This window comes from Brevibacterium sp. p3-SID960 (assembly GCF_025144725.1).
GTDB lineage: Bacteria > Actinomycetota > Actinomycetes > Actinomycetales > Brevibacteriaceae > Brevibacterium.
The window spans coordinates 26,223-48,278 of the sequence record NZ_JALXKS010000013.1 but is presented as its reverse complement, the minus strand read 5'-3'; the positions used below and the strand labels follow the sequence as shown (position 1 = coordinate 48,278).

Genomic DNA, 22,056 nt, shown 5'->3' with positions numbered 1-22,056 from the left:
TCCCGAGTCTAGGCACACCCACGGACGTCGCCGGCACTTCACCGTGTGACCAGGAACGATGCCCCGCCAGTCGGCTGGACGGGGCGGTATCCGTCCCACTCCGTATGATGGTCTGCGGTACAGATTCCCGTCCCCTGCCAGGAGGCTGTCGTGACTGCGCATCCGCATGGTCATCCCGGTGCGTCCAACGCTCCGGAGCCACCGCTCCATGAGCAGCTGCGCCGGGCGGTGCCCGGCTGGGTGCTGGCCGTGTCGACGGCCGCAGCCTGGGCGCAGGCGGCGGCGACGGCGTTCCTGTTCTTCAGCCTCGGTTCGGCCCTCGATGTGCTCAGCTTCGGTGAGCGCCTGATGCCGGTCGAGATCATCACCCTCATCCTCATCGCAGCCGCAGCTGCGATCTGGGCAGCCGCCGGTGCCGGGTTCTCCGCCTGGGCTGCCTCGGATGCCGAGAAGCAGCTGCGCGCAGCAGCACTCGGCAGCCTGTACCGCCTCGGCGCCGTCGACGTGCAGTCGCGCGCCGGGTCCCTGCTGTCGCTGCTGACCGACGGGGTGCAGCGCACCGCGAACTACCGGGCGGCGTTCATCGGCCCGATGATCGGGGCGCTGACCACCCCGCTGCTTGTGCTGGCGATCATGGCGCTGACCGTCAGCGGGCGGATCGCCGGAATCCTCGCGCTGCTGCTGCTCATCGTCCCGGTCGTCATCGCCGGGTTCCGGCGGGCGGTGCGCCCGATCGGCCGGTCGTACCGGATGACGCAGGGCCGGTTGACCGCTGCCTTCCTCGAGGCGATCCAGGCGCTTGACACCCTCGTCTACGCGCGCGCTGCCGGGCGCACCGCTGCTGAGCTGGCCCGCCGCGGCGAGGAGCACCGGTCGAGCATCATGCGGATGCTGGCCGGCAACCAGCTGCTCATCTTCGTCGTCGATGCCGCCTTCTCCCTCACCGTCGTCGTCGCCGCGACCGCCCTGGCGCTGCAGGGCTTGGCCGCCGGCACCCTGAGCCTCGGCGGGGCGCTGGCGGTCCTGCTCATGACCACGCTTGTCATCGGGCCGGTCGACATCATCGGCCGGTTCTTCTACATCGGCATCAGCGGCCGGGCAGCCCAGCGCAGTCTGAGTGAGCACCTGCATGCCGGCACCGCGTCCGAGGTGGCAGCCGGCGCGGATGCCGAACGTCGCGGGGATGTCGAGACCGCCGGAGCTGCGCTCAGCCTCCGCGAGGTCACCGCGGGCTGGCCGGGCGGGCCGCCGGTGTTCACCGGGCTCAGCCTCGATATCGCACCCGGTGAGCACGTCGCGCTCATCGGTCCTTCGGGTGCCGGGAAGTCGACGGTCGCCGCCCTCCTCCAGGCCCACCTGCTGCCGCGTTCTGGTGTGGTCGCCGTCGGCGGGCTCGACACGCAGGATGTGCAGTCGGCGGCGGTGCGCGATCAGCTGGCTGTCGTCGAACAGCAGACCTTCCTGTTCCTCGGCACGATCGAAGACAACCTGCGCATCGCCGCTCCCGAAGCCGCAGAGGAGCAGCTGTGGGAGGCGCTGGAGACCGCCGGGCTGGCCGCGGATGTGCGCAGCATGCCGGCAGGCCTGGCGACACCGGTCGGTGAGCACGGTCGGCTGCTCTCCGGCGGGCAGGCGCAGCGGCTGGCGATCGCCCGGGCTGCGCTGCGTGATGCCCCGATCCTCATCCTCGACGAGCCGACCAGCCAGGTCGATCTGTCCGGTGAGGCGGAGATCCTTGAGGCCCTGCGCCGGCTGGCTGCCGGTCGCACGGTGCTCACGATCGCCCACCGTCCGTTGGCGGTGCTCTCCGCTGACCGGGTCATCGACCTGCGTCAGCTGATGACGGAGGTGCCGTCATGACGCATGCGACTGCCCGCCGCCGGGAGCTCACCGGCTGGCTCATCGGCCAGACCCGTGGTCTGCTCGCCCCGCTCGGCCTGGCGGTCATCGCCCGGGTGCTCGGCCAGCTGCTCGGGGTCGCACTCTTCGTCTTCGCCGCGTCACTGCTCATCCGTGCTGCGGGCCCGCAGCTGTCAGGCCAGCCCGTCGGCATCGGGGTCGCTGTTGCCGCGCTGGCCGGCATGGCGATCGCCAAGGCGCTGCTGCGCTACGCCGAGCACTACGCCGGTCACTATGTCGCCTTCACCTCGCTGCAGCGGCTGCGCGATGCCTTCTTCGCCCGGCTGATCCCCCAGGCGCCTGCCGCGACGCAGGGCCGTGCGGGGGCCGAGCTGACGAGCCGGGCCACCTCGGACATCGACCGGATCGAGGTGTTCTTCGCCCATACCCTGCCTCCAGCTGTCTCTGCTGTCGCGGTGCCCGCGATTGCGCTCACCTGGCTGGCGGTCGTCGTGGATCCGCGGCTGGCGCTGACGCTCACGCTTACGGTCGCGGCTCTGCTCGCGCTGCCGCTGCTGACCCGGCGCGGGGCCGTCGACTCAGCCGATGCCGTGGCCCGGGTGCGCGGGCAGATCGCCGAGCGCCTCGGTGACGATGTGCAGGGGATGCGCGAGATCCTCGGCTTCGGCATCGCCGAGCAGCGTCTCGACGGCCTGGCCCGCGTCGATGCCGCACGCACCACAGCGGCCGCGCAGGTCGGTGCGAGTCAGGCGACCCGGGCGGGCCTGTCGGTGCTGCTGCAGGGTGGCGGGCTCATCGCCGTCCTCCTCATCGGCGCCGGCGTCGGGGCCTCACCGGCTGCGATCATGACAGCGCTGGCCGTCGGCATCGGGCTCATCGGCCCCGCCCGCGGGTTCGAGGACTACATCACCGGTCTCGACAACGCCTTCGCCGCCACCGCCCGCATCCGCGAGATCATGGACGCTGCTCCTGCCGTCACCGACTCCGCCAGCCGCACAGCCGCCGCGGCTCCCGCTGCCACCGGTGACCCATGCGAATCTGAGGCCACCCCCGGTCCGGCAGCGGCCGCCCCTCTCAGCGGTACAGCTGCCCCTCTCAGCGATACACCTGCCCCTCCCAGCGGCACGGCTGGCAGTCTCAGCGGTGCGGCTGGCTGTCTCAGCGGTGCGGCTGCAGGTATTGAGTTCGACGACGTCACCTTCAGCTATGACCCGAATGCCGGACCGCGAGCACTCGGCTGCGTGACGCTGCACGCTGAGGCGGGGACGTGGACGCATATCGTCGGGGTCTCCGGCAGCGGCAAATCCACGCTGGCTGGGCTGCTGCTGCGCGGCTGGAATCCCGAATCCGGTGTGGTGCGCCTGGCCGGCACCGATGTGCGCGAGCTGCCGCTTGCCGAGCTGCGCTCACGCATCTCATTGGCCCCGCAGCGACCGACAACACTGCGCGGGACCCTGCGGGAGAACCTCACGCTGGCCGCCCCTGACGCCACCGATGAGCAGATCGCTGAGGCGCTGATGCTCGCCGGCCTGCCCGACTGGACTGAGCGGCTGGCAGAGCCGGTCGGCGCACGCGGTCAGGGCATCTCCGGTGGGCAGCTGCAGCGGCTGTCGCTGGCCCGCGCACTGCTGCCGAACCCGCAGGTGCTCATCATCGATGAGGGCCTCAGCCAGCTCGATGCCGACACCGCAGCCGAGGTCCGGCAGCGGCTGCAGGCGATCGAGAACCTCACGATCATCGAGATCACCCACCGGGCTGACCTCATCGACGATGCGGCTGCTGTGTGGGTGCTCGACCTCGGCACGGTCGTCGAATCCGGTACCGCCGGCCAGCTGCGTTCACGCACCGGCCCGTTCCAGCGGCTTGAGGCGCGCATGGCCTACGATGCCTGAGTGATTCTCCACCTGCTCACCGGCGCGCTGACGGGCTGGTCGCTCATCATCGCCGTCGGCCCACAGAACGCTCTGGTGCTTCGGCAGGGCATCCGCCGCGAACACCTCGGCGTCGTGCTGGCCATCTGCATCATCGCCGATGTCGCGCTCATCGGCCTGGGCACTATCGGCATCGGCGGTCTCATACTGCTGGTGCCCTGGCTGCTGACAGCCCTCAAGTGGCTGGGTGCGGCCTATCTTGTGTGGTTCGCTCTCATCACGCTGCGCTCCGCCTGGCACGCCACCGGTCTGAGCGCCGATGCACAGCCGCGCACCCGCAGGCAGATCGTGCGCACGACTCTGGCGCTGACCTTCCTCAACCCCGGCGTCTACCTCGACACTGTCGTCATGGTCGGCAATCTGGCCAATCAGCAGGGTGCAGAAGGGCGGTGGTGGTTCATGCTCGGGGCGATGGCCGCCTCGATCAGCTGGTTCCTTGTCATCGGCTTCGGTTCCCGAGCGCTGGCGCCCGTCCTGGCCAAACCGCGCGTCTGGCAGGCCATCGACGTCGCGATCGCCGTTGTCATCCTCGGATTAGCGGTCCGTCTCGTGCTCTCCTGAGCCGGTATCAGCGGACGCCTCGCCTGCGTCGCCGGCGGCTGCGTCACTGCCGGTCTCGGGCACATCTTCGGCTGGGCGTGTGACGGAGTCGACCTGGCGTGGATTCGTCCGTGATGCCGGTGCCGGGACCGGGCGGGATCTCGTCGCCCAATGCGGTGGCCGGTCAGCCAGCAGCCTCTCGTCGCTGCTCGCCTCCGAGGCCGGCGCTAAGTCCCCGGATTCGTTGCGCAGGGTGCGCCGATAGGCCTCGATCGCAGCCTGCACTCGGGGATCTTTCGCCACGGTCTCAGGGCTTCCGCTTGTCAACCCCGGCAGCATCTTCGGTGGGCTCGTCGGCATCTGCCGGGGATGCGGAGTCCTCCACAGCGGAGGCATCGGCGGACTTCCGTTCGGCTGCCGTGCTGCCGCTGGATGAGTCGGCTAACGCAGCAGCGCTGTTGTCCTTGCTGTCCTCCGCCGCGGCAGAGGAGCTGCCCGCTTCGTCGCTGTCGATCAGCCCGGCGTCAAGCAGCTCCTGCTCGCGCAGTTTACCGGTGTCGTACTGCGGCATGACGGCGGTCTGATCCGGCCCGGCATCAGCGGCCGGGACGAAGACGTCTTCTTCTCGCTGACTCGTGGCCACATGGGTGGACTTGCGTTCGTTGGAGCGGCGGCGGAATCGCTGCACGGCTTCGGTGAGCACACTGTCGACGCGGTGGGCGCGGCTCTTGACTGCGAGTGCGGAGCGCAGCTGGTCTTTCAGCCCGGCGTCGGTGCGCGAAACACCATCGGATTGGATCCAGTCGAGCATCGCGTCGAGGTCCTCAGCCGAGTAGGTGTAGACCGGCAGGCCCGGGGTCACGCGCGGGCGGTTGCCCTGCCGTCCGACGACGACGGCTGCCGCGCGGGCGGCGTTGAGCACTGCCTGCGGGGAGAGCTCCTCGACGGTGTCCTTCCAGACGTCGAAGATCCGCTCGGCTTCGCGCTGCGGATCGACGAACGCATCGGTCGTCCACACGCGCAGGCTCCGCCAGCCGTGGCGGGCCAGGTTCTCAGGCCGCAGACGTTCGCGTTCGCGGATGCTTTGCCGGCTGACATAGGACGCCCCGTCGGACTCGACGGCGACGGCCATGCCCTCATCCCCTGCAGCGGAGACGGCGACAGCCAGGTCGATGCCGGCGTATCCGGCATGGGGTTCGACGCCCATGCGGATGAGGCGCTCGGCCAAGTCATCGATGACAGGGGCGACGTCGTTGTAGATCGCCAGCTCCACACCGGCATCCTCAACGGGTGCCGCCTCGGCATCGCCTGCCCCGGCGTCCGTGGTTCCGGACTCCGCCTCCGAGGTGTCGCCGTCCGTCTCGGCGATACGGCTTGCAGCAGTCGAGCCGTTGCCGATTCGCTGCGCTGGCGTGTGGGCTGCATCGTCGGTCTCGTCGTCACCGGCCGTCTCGGAAGCCTCACCGGCGGCAGAGGAGGTGCCCTCCGCCTCGGGGGCGGTGTCTGCCTGCGGGCTCAGCCCGCCGGCGGCCACGGCTGCCAGCAGGTCCGGCAGCACGGCGGCACCGTGGCGCAGCCGAGCGGGATCGAAGTCGTCGGCCTCGAAACAGGAGACGAGCGTGAGCTTGCGGCGGGCGCGGGTGACGGCGGCGGCCAGCAGCTTCTCACCGTCGGGTTCGGACAGGGCGCCGAAGTTGTAGATGACCCGGCCCTGGCGGGTGCGGCCGTAGCCGAGGGAGAAGATGACGGCGTCGCGGGCCATCCCCTGGATCTGCTTGCAGTCGGTGACGACGAAGGGCTCCTTCGACCCGTCCGAGAAGAAGGAGGCGACATACGGGTATTGGCGGATCGCCTGCTGAATGCCGGCGGCCACGCGCTTGGCGTGCCACGGAGTGAGGGTGATGACGGCCAGCGACTGGCGGGCGTTGGTGCGGGCGTGCTTGAGCACGAGATCCACGACCCGCTGCACTTCGGCATCAAGGCTCTCGACCTGGCCGGTGGCGGTGTCCGGGGAGCCGAAGGCGTCGGGCACATACGCGAACTCCAGGCCGGTGCCCTCGTTCGTGTGGGCGCTCGGCAGGCCGGTGATGGTGCCGTCATAGAACTGCTCGTTGACGAGCCCGAGCAGGCCTGCCGGGGAGAGCCGGTAACTGGTGTGCAGGCGGCGCACGGGCAGGAACTCGCGCAGCTCAGCGAGCACGCTCGGGGTGCCGGAGCCGTTGGGCACGGTGCGCCGGTCGACGGCGACGCTGAAGTCGCGCGGACCGAGCAGCCGGTCGTCGCCCATGGCGATGATCTGCTTGCCGCGGGCGATCGCCGGCAGCACCTCGGGTACGGACATCCGGCCGGCGTCGGCGAGGATGACGGTGTCGAACATCGGCAGGTCGGCGAAGTACTGCGGCACGTCGAACGGGCTCATGAGCCAGACCGGGGCGAGCGCGCCGAGCACGTCGGGAGCGGTGAGGCTCAGCGGTTCGACGTGGAACTGGCGCGAGCGCAGGGCTGCACGCAGCGCCTGGGCCTGCTGGCCGTGTTCGCCGATCGCGTGCTTCCAGCCCTGGGCGTGCGACCACTGCAGGCGCTGAGCGCCGGCAGCGACGTACTGGCGGTCGCAGATGCGGAAGTCGGCGGCGGTGCGGTGCATCGCCTCGGAGTCGTGCTGGCCGATCTGCGGATCCTCAGCGGCCAGGCGCTGCAGCACGGTTGCCCAGTAGGCAAGGTCGAACTCCTCGCCGACGAGCTCGTGAGCGGCGCGGCGGGAGCGCAGGTCGTCGATGAGCTCGGTGAGCCCGGCTTGGCGCAGCTCGGCATCGAGGTGGGTGCGAGCCGGCAGATCAGACAGGGCCTCCTTGTCCTCGCCCATCGCCTGCAGGCGGGCGTGGAGCTCCTCGACGAGCATCTCGCCGAGGTCGCCGCCGTCCGGGGTGTCGGCCATCACCGGTGAGAGCTTGTCGAGGTCGGCCTGAACCTCCTGGTACTTCTCATGGGCGTCGAGCAGCCCGCGGGGCACCTTGAGCCGGGTGCCTCCACCGGCCAGATCCTTGAGGGCGGCACGCTCGTCGCGCGCGTTGATGAGTGCGGTGTGCAGGTCATCGACATGGGCGCCGGGGCGCAGGAACTCACGGGCGGCCTTCTTCAGGCGGCGGCGCTCCATCATGCCCATCGGGTTGTCCTGCTCGGCGCGGTACTCGTTCGAGCCGGTCGCGGCGATGAGCTCGCTGAGGTTGTGCTCGTAGACATCGGGCGAGAACTTGTCGAGGGTGCGGCGCACGCCCAGCAGCACTGAGAGCGCCTGCCCCCAGCCGGCGACGGTGCGTTCGGGGTTGAGGCCGGCGTCGCGCAGCACCGGTTCGCACAGCTGCGTCAGCTGCGGGATCTTCGCTGCGACGCGTTCGGCGACGCTGCGGGCGGCCTCGGCGTCGGCATCGGAGTTGAAGCGGGCGCCGAACCACACGGTGTCCTCGACTTCGAGGGTGAAGGCACCGAGCGCTGAGAGCTTCAGCAGCTTCTCCCGCAGCCGGCTGCGGTGGCCGGGTTCAGCGGCCATGATGTCGTCGCCGAACCGCACCCCGGTGGTGGGACCGGGCTGTCCGGCGGTCAGTCTGGCGAGGTGCTGCATCGTCTGGTAGACCGAGACTCCCCACGGCTGGCGGATCCGGTGCAGGGATTCGGCGTGCTGGGACAGGGTGTCGCGCTGTTCGTTCAGCCGCTGCAGCAGGGTGCCCAGATCGGGGCGTTCGGCCTTCTCAGCCTGGGCGATGAGGCGGATGAGCTGACGGTGGATGTCGCGGGCGGAGTCGCGGCCGTCGATCGCCAGATCCGGCAGGCCGGCGGCCCCCATCCGGGTGGCGAAGTCATCGAGCGCATCGGAGTTCTGCGCGACGTAGAGCACACTGCGCCCGGTGTGGGCCAGGGTCGTGGCGATCGCGGTCGCCAGCTGAGTGGCACCGGTCCCCGGCGGGGTGTCGACGACAAGTGACTGGCCGGCCACCGCGGCATCGACGACGGCCTGCTGGTCCCCGTCGACGTCGATGGCGAGGAACTCCTCCTGCGGTCTGCGGTCCGGCAGCGGCACCGGACCCGAGGCGGTTCCCGCCTCGGCGCCGGCTGCCGCCTGTGCGGTGGGTTCGGGCAGCGCATCGGTCTGGCCGGCGAGCGCCCTGAGGATCGGGTGCGCCTCGGGCAGCTCCTCACCGGTGTACGGGGAGACGATGTTGGCGAATGTGGAGACGATGAGCCGCTGGTTGACGAGCAGGCCGGGTACGCCGCGGGCGACCTCGCGCAGCCGCTCGAAGACCGGGTTGGGGTCGAATCCATGGCTGTAGCCGGTGGAGGCGACCCATTCGTCGACGTCGATGGCGATGTCGTGTTCGCGGTGCAGGAAGTCGATGAGCGCGGGGTTGATGGTGATGCTCTCGTCGAGGACGATCTCGTAGTCCTCGACCCGGGAGCCGCGCGGAACGAGGCGCACGTGACGCAGCATCACCGGTGCGGCGTAGTCGAGACGGGCGCCGGAGTCGCTGTCCTCACTCCAGGTGGCGAAGCCGATGGCCAGATGGGCGGTGTTGATGCCGCGTTCGCTGGCGAGCTGGTCGGCCTTCTGACGGATCGAACGGGCCCGGCGGCGGGCATCGGAGAGCTGGTCATGATCCCGGATGAGGCTCGAGAGCCGGGTCGGTCTGCCGGCCAGCAGCTGTGCCAGGCCAGAGGGGTGGGCGCCGGTCAGTTCGATGGAGCCGTCGCGGGAGTCCCGATACTGCAGCATGGTGTCGCGTCCGCCGATCTTGGCAGCGCGAGCCTTCCACGCGGCAAAGGCCTCGCCGACTGTGGACTTCGTTGCATGTTCGGTTGATGACACACTTCGAGCCTAACCATTAGCCAGCGGATTCGCGCGCTGGCGCACCGGGGAGGCGGAATTTTCCACGCCGCTGGTACACTGGGCTGGTTGCCCAGCGGCTGCCTGCATGCAGGTCGGCGACCGGGCGCTAAGCCCCCGTAGCTCAGGGGATAGAGCACCGCTCTCCTAAAGCGGGTGTCGCAGGTTCGAATCCTGCCGGGGGCGCCACTCACACGTGCAGCAGCCCGAACCGTCGCGCGTGCGACCTGGCTCGTTCCAGATGGCCCGACCGGGCCGCTCCCACCCGTTCCAGATGAGCCGACCGGCACGCTCCTCCGGGCCCCGAACGGGTAAGGGTGACGCCGAGGCCCTGGAAGCGCCGGAGATGCCACTGCCCCTCATGCTCTAGATATGCACGTGCAGTGCATAATGTATGCGATCCGCCGCCAGCTGCCCTGGCCGGCCCATCCATGGCGCCGCGCGTGACCCCGCGTTCGCGTGCCGATCAGCATGAAGGAGCTCAGCTCGTGCCCGCAGGCAGAGACACGACACTGCCCCGCATCACGAGGCGACTAGTGTGGCTCGGCCTGGCCCTGCTGACAGTCGATGCTCTCTTCCTGCTGGCCGACATGCTCCACCGTCTCCACATCACGCGGGGAATGTTCCCGGCCTTCGCCCACCCTCTGTGGGAGGGCGATCCCGACGGCAGCCTGCTGGAGATCTGGGGTTACGTGAAAGCCGTCGCCGGTGGCATCGCACTCGTCTGGCTCTGGCGTCGGCTGCTCGCAGCACCAGTGCTGTTGGTCGCCGGCTGCATCCTCTTCTTCATCGCTGCCGACGACTCCCTGCGCCTTCATGAGGAGATCGGCGGGGCGATCGCCTGGAACCTGGGCTTCCCGGCGATGTGGAACCTGCGCGGGCAGGACTTCGGCGAGCTGCTGTTCTGGGTGATCACCGGCTCGGGACTGCTCGCCTGGTTCATGATCGCCTTCCGCCGGTCTACCCCGCAGCCGCGGCGCATCGTCTGGTTCCTCGTCCCGCCCCTGGTCTCTCTCGCCTTCTTCGCCGCGATCTTCGACGGCATCGGCCCGGCTTCTCGCCAGTGGGGCTGGTCAACGCGTGCCCGTTACCTGGCCACCTGGGCGGAGAGCGCCGGTGAGCAGCTGTCGATCACCGCGGTGGTCTTAGTGATCGCCTATTTCGTGTTCCTGCACGTGCGCAGCCGCGGCCTCCGCACCACCGGGACGCAGGGCCTCACCGACTGACAGTGCCCGGCCCCTCAGCAGCCGGGCGGTCGAAGGCGACGGAGCTCTTCGCCCGGGTATCGACGCGGAGGCTGAAGACATCGGGCCGGGAGTAGTGGCCGACGGGATCGAAGTCGAGGTGCGAGCGGTGCTTGGCTGCAAGATCGACATCGGCGTACAGGATCGTCTCCTCATCGAACACCGGGCCGGCGAGCACGGTGCCGGTCGGGTCGATGATGACGCTGCCGCCGCGAATGATCGACGCGGGGTTCGGCGGGTCGAAGTCGAACGGGTGATCGTCGGGCAGCGCGGAGGCCGGCAGGTACTGGCAGGCCGAGAGCACGAAGACCCGGCCCTCGATGGCGATATGCGTCATCGACGACTGCCACACATCGCGGTCGTCGACGGTGGGGGCGCAGTACACCTCGACGCCCTGGGCGTACATCGCCTGCCGCATGAGCGGCATGTAGTTCTCCCAGCAGATGACCGAACCGACCCTGCCGGCCGCGGTGTCCATCGTGTCGAGGGTCGATCCGTCGCCGAATCCCCACACGAGCCGTTCGATGCCGGTGGGCATGAGCTTGCGGTGCGCACCGGTGAGCCCATCGTCGGGTGAGATGAGCAGGGCCGTGCAGTACAGAGTATTGCCCAGCCGTTCGATGACGCCGATGACGACGGCTGTGCGGTGCTCGGCCGCGGCCTGGACGAGCTGGTCGACCTCCGGCCCGTCGAGCGTGATCGCCCCGGCCCGGTAGCGGGCGAACTCATCGCGGCCGCGCTCGGTGCGAAATCCCAGCGCTGCGCCGAATGCAGTGCCCTTGGGGTAGCCGCCGATGAACGCCTCAGGGAACACGATGAGCTCAGCGCCCCTGCCGGCCGCCTCGCTGATCGCCGCACACGCCTTGTCCGTCGAGGCCTGAGCGTCGAAGAGCACCGCGCCGCTCTGCACCACTGCCACTGTCGTCATGACCGTCTCCTCACATTGTGTGACCAGGTTCACTGCTCACCCTATCGAGCACCGGCCGGTGACGACAGGCGCAACCAGCCACCGCCTCGGGAGCGTGGCGTTCGGTAACGTCCCGGTGAACAGTGGGGATCGCCCAGCCGCTCTTGGCCGGCGGCTGGACTACAGTGGGAGCGACAGCTCTCCGTCCTGCATGTGAAGGAACCCCCCCGATGTCAGCATTCCAGGCCCCTCCGGGCATGCAATCCCCGATCTACGGCGCCGACTTCTCCGTCGCGCTCGTCCGCCTCGTCCGCAAGGCGCTCGTCTTCGTCGGCCGCTCCAGCCGCAGCGAATACTGGTGGGGCCTCCTCGGCCTCGTCCTCGCCAATATCGCCATCAGCATCCTCCAGTCGATCATCCTCGGCCCGGCCGAACTGCTCTCCGGGGCGTTCAACACCGGCGTCTTCTCCGGTTTCGGCAACCTGGCGACCATGCCGCTGTCGCTGCTGTCGCTCGCGCTCATGATCCCGCAGCTCGCGCTGAGCTTCCGCCGCTTGCACGACGCCAACTACTCCGGCTGGTTCGGTCTGCTCATCCTTCTCCCGGGCCTCGGCTGGATCGCCTCGATCGCCCTCGGGTTCCTGCCGACGGTGCAGAACACTCGCTATGAGACCACCGTGTGACATGGCTCAGCCACGCTTGAGCACACGACAGCAGCGGCCGCACCGATCGATGCGGCCGCTGTCGTCTGCTCGGGCCGGGCCCGAGGGGTGGGTTCAGTCGTCGACGGCGTCGCGACCGCGACGGACGATCTTCGGGTCAGCGGCGTAGACGACCGAGGAGTCCTTGCCGGCGTAGTCGAACTGGTTGAGATAGAAGCGCATGGCGTTGAGGCGGGCGCGCTTCTTGTCGTTGGATTTGATGGTGATCCACGGCGCGTGGTCGGTGTCGGTGCGCCGGAAGGTCTCCTCCTTCGCCTTCGTGTAGTCCTCCCAGCGGTCGAGGGACTCCAGATCCATCGGTGAGAGCTTCCACTGCCGGACCGGGTCGATCTGGCGGATGGCAAAGCGGGTGCGCTGCTCGGACTGGGTGACGGAGAACCAGAACTTCGTGATGTGGATGCCGGAGTCGATGAGCATCTTCTCGAACATCGGCGCCTGCACCATGAACTCCTCGTACTGCTCATCGGTGCAGAAGCCCATGACGCGCTCCACGTTGCCGCGGTTGTACCAGGAGCGGTCGAACATCACGATCTCGCCGTGGGTCGGCAGGTGCTGAACGTAGCGCTGGAAGTACCACTGGCCCTGCTCGCGATCGGAAGGCTTGTTCAGTGCGACGACGCGGGCGGCACGGGGATTCAGGTGCTCGGTGAAGCGCTTGATGGTCCCGCCCTTGCCGGCGGCATCGCGGCCTTCGAAGACGATGACGTGGCGCAGATCGTAGTCCTGGCTCCAGTACTGGAACTTCAGCAGCTCGACCTGAAGGCGGTACTTCTCCAGTTCGTACTCCTCGCGGCTCATCCGTTCGTCATACGGGTAGCCTTCGCGCCAGGTTTCGACCGCTCTGCCCATCGGGTCGATGAGGTCGGGGTCCGGGTTGTGGCCATCGGCGACGGTGTAGCCTTCGGTGTTGAGTCGATCGATGTATTCTCGGAGATTCTCGCGCTGTGACAGATCCACTGGTCCACTTTCTGTTCGGCAGCTGGTATTCGAATGGAGTTCCGGTGCCCCTGGCCCCACTGATGCGGGGCCAGCGGACGAGCTGGTGCGATAGCGGTGCCGGCCGACACCGCCGGTGATCAGCGGGAGACCCGCACGACCATCGTCGGGCATTTGGCGTAGGGCAGCACCGACTGCGAAGTAGAGCCCAGCAGCAGGCCGGCGAATCCGCCCCGGCCGCGGGAACCGATGACGAGGACATCAGCGGTGTCGGAAGCGCGCACAAGCACCTCGGCCGGCTGCCCGTCGAACAGCGTCCAGCGCACCGTGAGATCCGGGTGCTTCTCGTTGAGCGCGTCCCGGGCGTCGATGAGGGCCCCGGAGCTCTCGTCGATGAAGCGTCGCATATCGCCGGTGCTCGGCAGCCATTCCGGGCCGACGACGGCGGTGATCGTCACGCCGACGATGTGCAGCGGTGTACCGCGCTGGGCTGCCAGGGAGGCGGCTTCCCACAGGGCCGGTGAGTCCTTGCCGAGGGAGTCGACGCCGACGACGACGGAGTCGGAGAAGTCCATCCCGGGCACCGTCTCCATCTCCGAGTCGGTGTCGATGACGCCGTGCTCGTAGTGCCGAATCGGCCGTGAGGCGGTCTGCTTGGGCGCGCGCTCCCCGTCCTGGGTCCAGCCCACGGGGATGACGACGGTCGGGCAGGCGGAGTGGGCTGGCAGCGCCGAGGAGACGGTGCCGAGCAGCCGGCCTGCGAACCCGCCGCGGCCGCGGGAGCCGACGACAGCCAGCGAGGCGGCCTTCGACTCCTCGACGAGGACACCGGCGGCATCCCCGATCTCGATGACAGCCTCGACAGGGATGTCGGCGGCCTTGACCTCGGCGGCGGCTTCCTTGAGAGTCGCCGTCACTGAGGCACGGATCGCGGTGTCGTCGATCGGGACATAGGAGACGTCGATCGTGGCAGCGGTGACACTTGGGATCGTGTAAGCGCCGACGAGGCGGATCGAGCGGCCCAGCGCCTTCGCTTCGCCGATCGCCCAGCGCAATGCGTTGCGGCTGGCCTTCGAGCCGTCGATGCCGACGAGAATCGCTTCCGGGTCGGCGACATCGGGAGCGGACGGGTTCTGGGTGTTCGCGTCTTCGGTCACGGTAACTCCTTACAGCGGATTGTGATCCCCACAATACCGCCTCGGCCAGGCCGGCGGCCGCCCCAGGACACTGTCCGATCCGCCCATTCTCGGGATATGGTCAGTCACGCAGGATCCGACACACCCGGCGGACGGTTCCGCGCTCAGATTTCACACAGATGCCGCGCTTAGCCGCTGGGCCTGCCGGAATGCGCGGACAATCCACCTATTTTCGCCGATACACCGATCGTAACCCCGATTCGATGCGCAGGTGCGTTCAACTGTTATGCCATGCATGTGATCACAACCATATGAGTTTCAACTCAACAGCGGCTCATCCTCAAGGGAACTTGATAGGATCAAGGAGTAAGTGCAGGATCCACTCAGGATCCAGCCTCGGCCGGTTCGCCGGCGGAGGCGCAGATTCCGCGAATCGAAAGGAGCAACAATGGGCTTCCTCGCATTTCTTCTTCTCGGCCTCATCGCAGGTGCCATCGCCAAGGCGATCCTCCCGGGTCGTCAGGGTGGCGGCTGGCTCGGCGCGCTCGTCTGCGGTGTCATCGGCGCTCTGCTCGGTGGCTGGCTCGGCAGCGTTCTGTTCGGTAAGGGTGTCGACGCGTTCTTCGACATCGGTTCCTGGCTGCTGGCCATCGGCGGCTCGCTGATCGTGCTCATCATCTGGGGATTCATCTCCGGACGCACCCGGCGCGACTGATCTCAGCGCTCCAGCCTGAGACACAGCGGACAGGCGGTCTGACCTTCGGGGCAGACCGCCTGTCGGCATTCATGGGCGGCTTCCTGCTTTCGCGTGCGGCCCGCATCAGGCCGATGGCCGCACCAGGCATATCGAATGTGCGTTGAGTACCACATCGAGAGGCCTGAATGTTGCAGTCAACGACGTCGAAACGGCCAGATCATCGACGTTGAGTGCCACATCGAGCTCACTCGATGTGGCACTCGACGCTGACAACACCTGTCAGCGTCCTCAGGCAGCAGTCGCGTAGGACAGGAACGGCCGCCACTGTTCGGCGGGATTATCGAGTTCACGCAACCAGAACCGGCCGGTGCGCGGCGGGCCCGGGGTGAACGGCAGCGACCAGCCCATCTCCTCCGGTGTGCGGTCGCCCTTCTCGTTGTTGCAGGCCCGGCAGCAGGCGACGAGATTCTGCCAGGTGTTGCCACCGCCTCGGGAGCGGGGCAGCACATGGTCGACCGTGTTGGCGTGGCCACGGCAGTAGGCGCACGTCGCATCGTCGCGGCGCAGCACTCCCCTGCGTGAGAGCGTGACCGAGGCGCTGGAGGGCGGGCGGACGTAGCGTGTCAGCAGGATGACCGAGGGCTGTTCGAGCGACAGTGTTTCGCTGCGCACCTGCACGCATTCGTCTGCGGCAAGAACGGTCGCCTTTCCGGCCAGGACGAGGATGATGGCGCGTCTGAACGACACGACGGACATCGGCTCGTAGCCGGCGTTGAGCACCAGGGTCTTCACAGGTTCGCTCCTCTGCTGAGAACACACAAGGCGCTGCACATTCGTGCAACGCCTTGGAACTGGGAGATTTGCCGTGCAGGCACGGCGGGTATCGAGTCGACTATGGACTCGGCTATGGAATCGACGATGTCGAAGACGTCCACGGCGTCGGTGCGCTCGGGAAGCAGGCTCGGTGCCGGCGCGGTCTGCGCTGTCGTCATGGCCCGTCTCCCTTCTGTGCTCGACTGCCGTTCCCGGCGGCAAGCCGCCACCGAGGTGGACGTGGTCCATGTCACTGCGCACTAGAGTAGCGGAGCGCGCGCGTTTTCGCCTCCGACGCGCACACAGTGGGCGCAAGGTTGCCGAATTGACGGCATCTGTTCACCGGGATTCACCAGCGGTTCGCCGCCCGGGCGGGGATGCCGGCGCGCAGGCACTTGGGGCGGGAGCCTGAGGCCGGCGGGCCGAGAAGCGATCCGGGCGCGCCGCTTCGGCATGCACAGACGCCGCACGCCCGCGAACTGCCAGGACCATGGCAACTCGCGGGCGTGCGGTGTGAGAGCCGACTCGTCAGCGCACGGCGCTGAGCGCGGCGGAAAGATCAGAGGACGCGGATGAACTGGACGTTACCCATCCAGCTGATCGAGCGGTACGAGGTGGCCGACTTCGAGCTACCGGCGTCGTACATCATGCCGTTGCCGGCGTAGATGCCGATGTGGCCGGGATGCCAGACGAGGTCACCCGGTTTCGCCTCAGATTTGGAGACGACCTTTCCTGCGTTACGCTGCGCACCTGACGAGCGGGGCAAGTTCACGCCGACCTTGCCATACACGTATGAGGTGAAGCCGGAGCAATCCCAGCCGCTCGGCGTGGTACCGCCGTAGACGTACGGGACGCCTGTGTACTGCTTGGCGATGCCGATGACCTGCTGGGCCTTCGAGCCGTTGGGCATCTTGACGTCATCGGAGCTCTTCGAGTCATCGGAGCTCTTCGAGTCGTCGGAGCTCTTCGAGGAGCGATCAGAATCACGCGATGCGGCACCCGAATCACGCGATGCCGAACCAGAGTCGCGGGTCTGCGTCGGCGTGCTGGTCTGCGTCGGCGTGCTGGTCTGGGTGGGCGTGCTGGTCTGGGTGGGCTCTGGGCTCGGAGCAGCCTTAGCTGATCCGGTCTCGACGCTGGCGGTCGAGGTCTTCAGAGCGTCGCTGCTGTCCTCGGCATCGGGAGCGGTGACGCTGGCCTGGTTGACGAATTCTGGGGTCTGATCGACCTCGGAGTCCTGTGCGACGACCTTGCCATCGGCTTCAGCTGCCGAGTTGGCGGTCGGGAGTGCGACTGCCGCCATGAGGCCGCCGGCGGCGGCGACGACGGCCGCGCGACGTCCGACTGCGCCGGAGTTGGCGGCGAGGACGTCGGTGAGTTCAGTGAGTGGAGTCTTGGCCGGACCATTTGCCCGACGGCGACCACGCGTCTTTACTGCCACGAAAGTTCTCCTCCATTACCTACGGGGTGAGCTGTCGGGCTCGAGCTGGAGTTGCCCGGTTCCGGCTTGGAACTTAGCCCCGAGCTTCGCGGCCTGCCGGCCGGTGAAGCGAAGGTGGTTCCCCCGCTGCCGCAACGGTCCTTTTGGGTTTGTCTTCTGCGCTGAGTGCGGCACTCGGATTCTCATTGCAGAAGCGGGTTGTCTCAACCCGCGATAGCTACAGTAACCGACATCGCGGCCGAATGTCACATTATTGTCACAAGGATGTGAACAGCGCCGGGACCTTGCAGGTATCTGCCCAGGTCAGAGGTTATAAAAATTCTTCAAGAAAATGTTACGGAAGCGCCGCAATCGCGGCGCTTCCGTGATCTCATCCCTTGCGGCGCTCGCCTGGCGGGCGTCTGTCACTCCTGAGTGACGAAGATGTGCGCGGCGGTCTCGATCGGCAGGTCGAGGACATCCTCGACACCGGGAGCGCGCAGCGTGAGGTAGTCGCCGGTCGGTTCGCAGGCGACGGTGACCCCGGGCAGGATGCCGGTCTGCTTGAGCTGGCCGAGCAGCATATGATCGGTCTGCAGCGGCTCAGCAATCCATGCGATCGTCACCGTGCACTGCCGGTCACCGGGACAGGCCTCAGACAGGGCGACGATGTCGGCGCTGGGTTTGGGCGCCTCGCCGAGGGATTCGCGACTGGGCACCGGATTGCCGTAGGGGCTGGTGGCGTGGTTCTCCAGCAGGCCGACGAGCTTGTCCTCGACCTGGTCGCTCATGACGTGCTCCCAGCGGCACGCCTCGTCGTGGACGAGCTCCCAGTCCAGGCCGATGACATCGGCAAGGAGCCGCTCGGCCAGCCGGTGCTTACGCATGACCGAGGTGGCCAGGTCGCGGCCTTCGGGAGTGAGGATGAGGTGACGGTCGGAGCCGACGACGAGCAGGCCGTCGCGCTCCATCCGGGCTACGGTCTGCGACACGGTGGGACCGGAGTGGTCGAGGCGCTCGGCGATGCGAGCGCGCAGCGGCACCACGCCCTGTTCCTCAAGTTCGACGATGGCCTTGAGGTACATCTCGGTGGTATCGATGAGATCATTCACGAGCTTGGTCCATTTCCTTTCCGGCTGCCACCAGTCTATCCCGAGGCAGGAGACCCCGGCGATTTTTATCTGGAACTGTTCCAGTTTACGCCGTGTGGGGTGAAAAATCATCCCGAGCGCATCCGTTGCGGCTTCTGCTCCAGCGCGCACGCTGGTGGGCGTGTGCTGGAGCGTCAGCAGGCGCCTCGGGACCGGGCCCGAGACGCCTGCTGGGTCACAGCCGTCAGGTCGCGTTCAGGGGTTGACGTAGATGGTCTTGTGCAGGGTGAAGAACTCCCGTGCCGCCCGGCCCTGTTCGCGCGGGCCGTAGCTGGAGCCCTTCCGGCCGCCGAAGGACGTGTGGTAGTCGACGCCGGCGGTCGGGGCGTTGACCATCACCATGCCGGCCTGGGAGTGGCGCTTGAAGTGCTCGGCGTGTGTGAGGGAGCCGGTGTAGATGCCCGACGACAGGCCGAAGGTCGTGCGGTTGGCCACCGCGAGGGCCTCGTCGTAGTCAGCGACCTTGATGACGCTGGCGACGGGTCCGAAGACCTCCTCCTTGTTGATCGTCATGTCCTCGGTCGTCTCGGTCACCAGCGCCGGGGCGAGGAAGTAGCCTTCGGTGTCGGCTTCGACCCGCTCGCCGCCGTGGACGGTGCCGCCTTCATCAGCGGCCAGGCGGATGTACTCCTCGTCCTGCTTGAGCTGGTCTGCCGACACGACCGGGCCGATGACCGTCGACGCTGCACGCGCGTCACCGACGGTCAGTCCGGTCATCCGCTCCTTGAGCTTGGCGACGAGCTCATCGTGGACATCGGCGGTGACGATGAGGCGGCTGGAGGCGGTGCAGCGCTGGCCGGTGGAGAAGAAAGCGCCGTTGATCGCGGCATCGGCGGCCGCGTCGAGGTCGGCGTCGCCGAGCACGATGAGCGGGTTCTTGCCGCCCATCTCGCACTGCACCTTCGACCCGGCGGCCGAGGCGTTGGCGATGACGCCGGCGCCCACGCCGACGGATCCGGTGAACGTGACCGCGTCGACGTCGCGGCTGGTCGAGATCGCATCCCCGACCACCCGGCCGGGACCCATGACGAGGTTGAGCACACCATCAGGCAGGCCCGCCTCGCGCAGGATACACACGAGAGCGTGTGCGCTGGCCGGGACGATCTCGGCGGGCTTGAACACGATCGTGTTGCCGTAGGCGAGCGCCGGTGCGATCTTCCAGGCCGGGATGGCGATCGGGAAGTTCCACGGGGTGATGATGCCGACCACACCGACCGGCTCGTGGATCATCTCGACCCGCAGCCCCGGGCGCACGGAGTCGACGACCTCGCCGGTGTTGCGCAGCGTCTCACCGGCGAAGAACTTGAACAGCTGGGAGGCGCGCAGCACCTCGGCGGTGGCCTCCTTGAGCTGCTTGCCCTCTTCGCGGGCGAGCAGCTCGCCGAGCTGGTCGGCGCGCTCTCTGATGAGGGTGCCGGCGGTGTCGAGGATGTCGAAGCGCTGCTGGATGGGGCCGTGCGCCCACGTCTCGGATGCCTGTTTGGCGGCGGCGATGGCGCGTTCGACGGTGGCGGCATCGGCGCGGGCGAACTGGCCGAGGACATCGGAGGTGTCCGAGGGGTTGATGTTGCGGCTGCGGTCCTCCGATGGGACCCACTGACCGGCGATGAGGTTGTCGAACAGCTCGTCGGGACCATAGGCGGCCGGCGGGTTCTGGGTCATGGCAGCATCCTCTCTGATTCGCTCACGTGGCCGCGGGCGCTGCGGCCGTCGCGCTCATCCTATCCCCCGCGTGAGCGGCATCACTCACCGGTTCGCCCAGCGGTCCGCCCCCGTCTGCGGTCGGCCAGGGTCGCCCAGCGGTCCGCCTCCGTCTGCGGTCGGCCAGGGTCGCCCAGCGGTCCGCCTCCGTCTGCGGTCGGCCAGGGTCACCCAGCGGTCCGCCTTGGTCTGCGGGCCGGCGCCGAGGCGGTGGCCGGCTCAGGGGTTGAGGCGGGTGATCGACCAGTCGGCTGCGGTGGCGAGGTCGGCGGGCTGTCCGTCGGTGCTCATGTAGACGAAGCGGTCGTGGAAGCGGTGCGCCCGGCCCTGCCAGAACTCGATCTCGAAGGCGCGCACGCGGTAGCCGCCCCAGTTGCGCGGGCGGGTCACCTCGGTGCCCTCACAGTCTGCGGCTGCGGCGTCGTAGGCCTGCTGCATCTCCTCGCGGCTGGCGACCGGTGCCGACTGGCGGCTGGCGACCGCCCCGATCTGCGCGCCGCGCGGGCGCATGGCGAAGTAGGCGTCGGAGTCGGCTGCAGGGAGCTGCTCGGCGATCCCGCGCACGCGGACCTGCCGCTGGAGTTCCAGCCATGGGAAGGTGAGCGCGACGATCGGCTGGGCGGCGATCTGACGCCCCTTGGCCGAGTCGTAGTTGGTGAAGAAGGTGAACCCTGCCGCGTCGAAGCCTTTGAGCAGCACGATCCGGGCGGCCGGGCCGGAGTCGTCTGCGGTGGCCAGCAGCATTGCGTTCGGTTCGGTCACGGCGTCTTCGGCCTTGGCGAACCAGGTGCGGAACTGGGTGTGCGGGTCGGCAGCGACCTCGTCGAGATGGTCGCTGCCGTATTCGACGCGCCGGCGGGCCAGGTCGGCGATCGCCTCGCGCCCGGCGGCCTGCGTCTCGGGGGTCTCGGAAGTCATGTGCCCAGCCTACTCCGCGACCCTGTCCCCGGCCGGTCGCTGGCGGGTCGTAGAATCGGTGGGGTGAATGATGCACCGAATTCCGTGAAGATCCCATCCGAACTCCTGCCCGCCGATGGCCGCTTCGGCTCCGGGCCGGCCCGCGTGCGCGATGCGCAGCTGACGGCGCTGGCTGCGGCCGGGCGCGAGGTGATCGGCACCTCCCACCGCAAGGCCCCGGTCAAGAAGCTCGTCGGCCGTATCCGCACCGGCCTGACAGAGCTGTTCGACCTGCCCGCCGGCTACGAGGTGGTGCTTGGCAACGGCGGATCGACCGTGTTCTGGGACGTCGCGGCGTTCGGGCTCGTGCGCGAGAAGGCCGCCCACGCCCAGTTCGGTGAGTTCGGCGCGAAGTTCGCCACGGCCACTGCCACAGCCCCGTTCCTGGCTGAGTCCGCGATCCTCGACGCCGCGCCGGGCACAGGCGCCGTTCCCAAAGCGGTGTCCGGTGCCGACGTCTACGCCTGGCCGCACAATGAGACCTCCACCGGTGTCGCCACAGAGATCCGCCGCCCGGAAGGCATCGCAGATGATGCGCTCGTCGTCATCGACGCGACCTCGGGTGCCGGCGGCCTGCCGGTCGACATCCGCGAGACGGACGTCTACTACTTCGCCCCGCAGAAGAACATGGGCTCCGATGGCGGCCTGTGGATCGCGATCATGTCCCCGCGCGCGATCGAGCGGGCCTATGAGATCAAGGGCTCCGGCCGCTGGATCCCCGCCTCCCTCGACCTCGTCACCGCGATCGAGAATTCGCGCAAGGACCAGACCTACAACACCCCGGCGGTCACCACGCTGCTGCTGCTGGCCGAGCAGATCGAATGGATCAACGGCAACGGCGGGCTCGCCTGGGCGACCGAGCGGACCCGGACGTCATCGGAGCTCGTCTACCGGTGGGCGGAGAACTCCGAGGTCGCCGCCTGCTTCGTCACCGACCCGGCTGACCGTTCGGCTGTCGTGTGTACGGTCGACCTCGACGATTCCATCGACGCGGCAGTCGTCGCCGACATGCTGCGCGCCAACGGCGTCGTCGACGTCGAGCCGTATCGCAAGCTCGGCCGCAACCAGCTTCGCATCGCCACCTTCGTCTCGGTCGAGCCCGAAGACGTCAAAGCGCTGCTGGCCTGCATCGACTTCGTGCTCACCGCCGTGCAGCAGTGAGCGT

At 68.2% G+C, this 22,056-nt stretch carries 18 protein-coding genes, 1 tRNA gene and 1 riboswitch; of the genes, 8 read left to right on the top strand and 11 right to left on the bottom strand.

The window, feature by feature from the left end:
• Nucleotides 1–150 precede the first annotated feature (150 nt).
• Genes M3B11_RS05940 through M3B11_RS05930 form a run of 3 tightly spaced genes read left to right on the top strand, consistent with a single transcriptional unit; the run spans nucleotide 151 to nucleotide 4,352 of the window.
• A complete protein-coding gene (locus tag M3B11_RS05940) occupies nucleotides 151–1,860 on the top strand; it encodes an ABC transporter ATP-binding protein (RefSeq protein WP_259875814.1) in 1,710 nt (569 codons plus the stop codon).
• Nucleotides 1,857–3,752: an ABC transporter ATP-binding protein gene (locus M3B11_RS05935; protein ID WP_259875813.1), complete on the top strand. Its 1,896-nt coding sequence runs from the start codon at nucleotides 1,857–1,859 to the stop codon at nucleotides 3,750–3,752. Before M3B11_RS05940 ends, M3B11_RS05935 begins: the two co-directional genes overlap by 4 nt.
• Nucleotides 3,753–4,352 (top strand): LysE/ArgO family amino acid transporter, encoded by a 600-nt coding sequence (locus M3B11_RS05930; RefSeq protein ID WP_259875812.1) that lies wholly within the window; start codon nucleotides 3,753–3,755, stop codon nucleotides 4,350–4,352.
• Here M3B11_RS05930 and M3B11_RS05925 read toward each other — a convergent pair.
• Entirely contained in the window at nucleotides 4,326–4,634 is a 309-nt protein-coding gene (locus M3B11_RS05925) for a hypothetical protein (RefSeq protein ID WP_259875811.1), read from the bottom strand. The genes M3B11_RS05930 and M3B11_RS05925 overlap by 27 nt on opposite strands.
• Nucleotides 4,635–4,638: 4 nt before the next feature.
• On the bottom strand, nucleotides 4,639–9,189 hold the full coding sequence (locus tag M3B11_RS05920) for a DUF4011 domain-containing protein (protein ID WP_259875810.1): 4,551 nt from the start codon (nucleotides 9,187–9,189) through the stop codon (nucleotides 4,639–4,641).
• A 131-nt stretch (nucleotides 9,190–9,320) separates the two neighbouring features.
• On the opposite strand from M3B11_RS05920, the gene M3B11_RS05915 reads away from it, so the two are divergent.
• A tRNA-Arg gene (locus tag M3B11_RS05915) sits at nucleotides 9,321–9,396 on the top strand.
• Nucleotides 9,397–9,695: 299 nt separating this feature from the next.
• On the top strand, nucleotides 9,696–10,433 hold the full coding sequence (locus M3B11_RS05910) for a hypothetical protein (RefSeq protein WP_259875809.1): 738 nt from the start codon (nucleotides 9,696–9,698) through the stop codon (nucleotides 10,431–10,433).
• Here M3B11_RS05910 and M3B11_RS05905 read toward each other — a convergent pair.
• Entirely contained in the window at nucleotides 10,423–11,379 is a 957-nt protein-coding gene (locus M3B11_RS05905) for a carbon-nitrogen hydrolase family protein (RefSeq protein WP_259875808.1), read from the bottom strand. The two genes, M3B11_RS05910 and M3B11_RS05905, sit on opposite strands and share 11 nt — an antisense overlap.
• Before the next feature lie 209 nt (nucleotides 11,380–11,588).
• Here M3B11_RS05905 and M3B11_RS05900 point away from each other — a divergent pair, with 209 nt between their 5' ends.
• Nucleotides 11,589–12,041: a DUF805 domain-containing protein gene (locus M3B11_RS05900; RefSeq protein WP_259875807.1), complete on the top strand. Its 453-nt coding sequence runs from the start codon at nucleotides 11,589–11,591 to the stop codon at nucleotides 12,039–12,041.
• Nucleotides 12,042–12,134: 93 nt separating this feature from the next.
• On the opposite strand, the gene ppk2 is transcribed toward M3B11_RS05900, so the two are convergent.
• Both ppk2 and M3B11_RS05890 read right to left on the bottom strand, forming a co-directional pair.
• Complete coding sequence (ppk2, locus tag M3B11_RS05895) at nucleotides 12,135–13,037, bottom strand: polyphosphate kinase 2 (RefSeq protein ID WP_259875806.1); 903 nt, start codon at nucleotides 13,035–13,037, stop codon at nucleotides 12,135–12,137.
• Between the two features lie 119 nt (nucleotides 13,038–13,156).
• Nucleotides 13,157–14,173 carry a universal stress protein gene (locus tag M3B11_RS05890; RefSeq protein ID WP_259875805.1) on the bottom strand — a complete coding sequence of 339 codons (1,017 nt, stop codon included), beginning with the start codon at nucleotides 14,171–14,173 and terminating at the stop codon, nucleotides 13,157–13,159.
• Between the two features lie 427 nt (nucleotides 14,174–14,600).
• On the opposite strand from M3B11_RS05890, the gene M3B11_RS05885 reads away from it, so the two are divergent.
• Nucleotides 14,601–14,867, top strand: coding sequence for a GlsB/YeaQ/YmgE family stress response membrane protein (locus tag M3B11_RS05885; RefSeq protein ID WP_259875804.1), 267 nt, complete (start codon nucleotides 14,601–14,603; stop codon nucleotides 14,865–14,867).
• Between the two features lie 270 nt (nucleotides 14,868–15,137).
• Here the strand turns inward: M3B11_RS05885 and M3B11_RS05880 are convergent, their stop codons facing one another.
• The 6 genes from M3B11_RS05880 to pdxH all read right to left on the bottom strand — a co-directional run bounded on the left by M3B11_RS05880 (nucleotide 15,138) and on the right by pdxH (nucleotide 20,852).
• Nucleotides 15,138–15,641 (bottom strand): HNH endonuclease, encoded by a 504-nt coding sequence (locus M3B11_RS05880; protein WP_259875803.1) that lies wholly within the window; start codon nucleotides 15,639–15,641, stop codon nucleotides 15,138–15,140.
• A complete protein-coding gene (locus tag M3B11_RS05875) occupies nucleotides 15,638–15,841 on the bottom strand; it encodes a hypothetical protein (RefSeq protein WP_165883598.1) in 204 nt (67 codons plus the stop codon). The genes M3B11_RS05880 and M3B11_RS05875 overlap by 4 nt, the downstream gene beginning before the upstream one ends.
• 380 nt (nucleotides 15,842–16,221) lie before the next feature.
• Nucleotides 16,222–17,103 (bottom strand): C40 family peptidase, encoded by an 882-nt coding sequence (locus M3B11_RS05870; RefSeq protein WP_259875802.1) that lies wholly within the window; start codon nucleotides 17,101–17,103, stop codon nucleotides 16,222–16,224.
• 2 nt (nucleotides 17,104–17,105) lie between these two features.
• Nucleotides 17,106–17,253, bottom strand: a riboswitch (cyclic di-AMP (ydaO/yuaA leader).
• 254 nt (nucleotides 17,254–17,507) lie between these two features.
• Nucleotides 17,508–18,194, bottom strand: a complete 687-nt coding sequence (locus M3B11_RS05865; RefSeq protein ID WP_259875801.1) for a metal-dependent transcriptional regulator — start codon at nucleotides 18,192–18,194, stop codon at nucleotides 17,508–17,510.
• Between the two features lie 234 nt (nucleotides 18,195–18,428).
• Entirely contained in the window at nucleotides 18,429–19,895 is a 1,467-nt protein-coding gene (locus M3B11_RS05860) for an aldehyde dehydrogenase family protein (protein WP_259875800.1), read from the bottom strand.
• Nucleotides 19,896–20,153: 258 nt separating this feature from the next.
• A complete protein-coding gene (gene pdxH, locus M3B11_RS05855) occupies nucleotides 20,154–20,852 on the bottom strand; it encodes a pyridoxamine 5'-phosphate oxidase (RefSeq protein ID WP_259875799.1) in 699 nt (232 codons plus the stop codon).
• Nucleotides 20,853–20,915: 63 nt separating this feature from the next.
• Between pdxH and serC the strand changes: the two genes are divergently transcribed.
• Nucleotides 20,916–22,052, top strand: a complete 1,137-nt coding sequence (gene serC, locus M3B11_RS05850) for a phosphoserine transaminase (protein WP_259875798.1) — start codon at nucleotides 20,916–20,918, stop codon at nucleotides 22,050–22,052.
• Nucleotides 22,053–22,056: the final 4 nt, after the last annotated feature.

What these genes read in the sequence shown, in the direction of transcription:
- M3B11_RS05905 (WP_259875808.1), bottom strand. Translation starts at nt 11,379, where the DNA reads ATGACGACAGTGGCAGTGGTGCAGAGCGGCGCGGTGCTCTTCGACGCT.
- M3B11_RS05860 (WP_259875800.1), bottom strand. Translation starts at nt 19,895, where the DNA reads ATGACCCAGAACCCGCCGGCCGCCTATGGTCCCGACGAGCTGTTCGAC.
- M3B11_RS05885 (WP_259875804.1), top strand. Translation starts at nt 14,601, where the DNA reads ATGGGCTTCCTCGCATTTCTTCTTCTCGGCCTCATCGCAGGTGCCATC.
- M3B11_RS05875 (WP_165883598.1), bottom strand. Translation starts at nt 15,841, where the DNA reads ATGACGACAGCGCAGACCGCGCCGGCACCGAGCCTGCTTCCCGAGCGC.
- pdxH (WP_259875799.1), bottom strand. Translation starts at nt 20,852, where the DNA reads ATGACTTCCGAGACCCCCGAGACGCAGGCCGCCGGGCGCGAGGCGATC.
- M3B11_RS05935 (WP_259875813.1), top strand. Translation starts at nt 1,857, where the DNA reads ATGACGCATGCGACTGCCCGCCGCCGGGAGCTCACCGGCTGGCTCATC.
- M3B11_RS05900 (WP_259875807.1), top strand. Translation starts at nt 11,589, where the DNA reads ATGTCAGCATTCCAGGCCCCTCCGGGCATGCAATCCCCGATCTACGGC.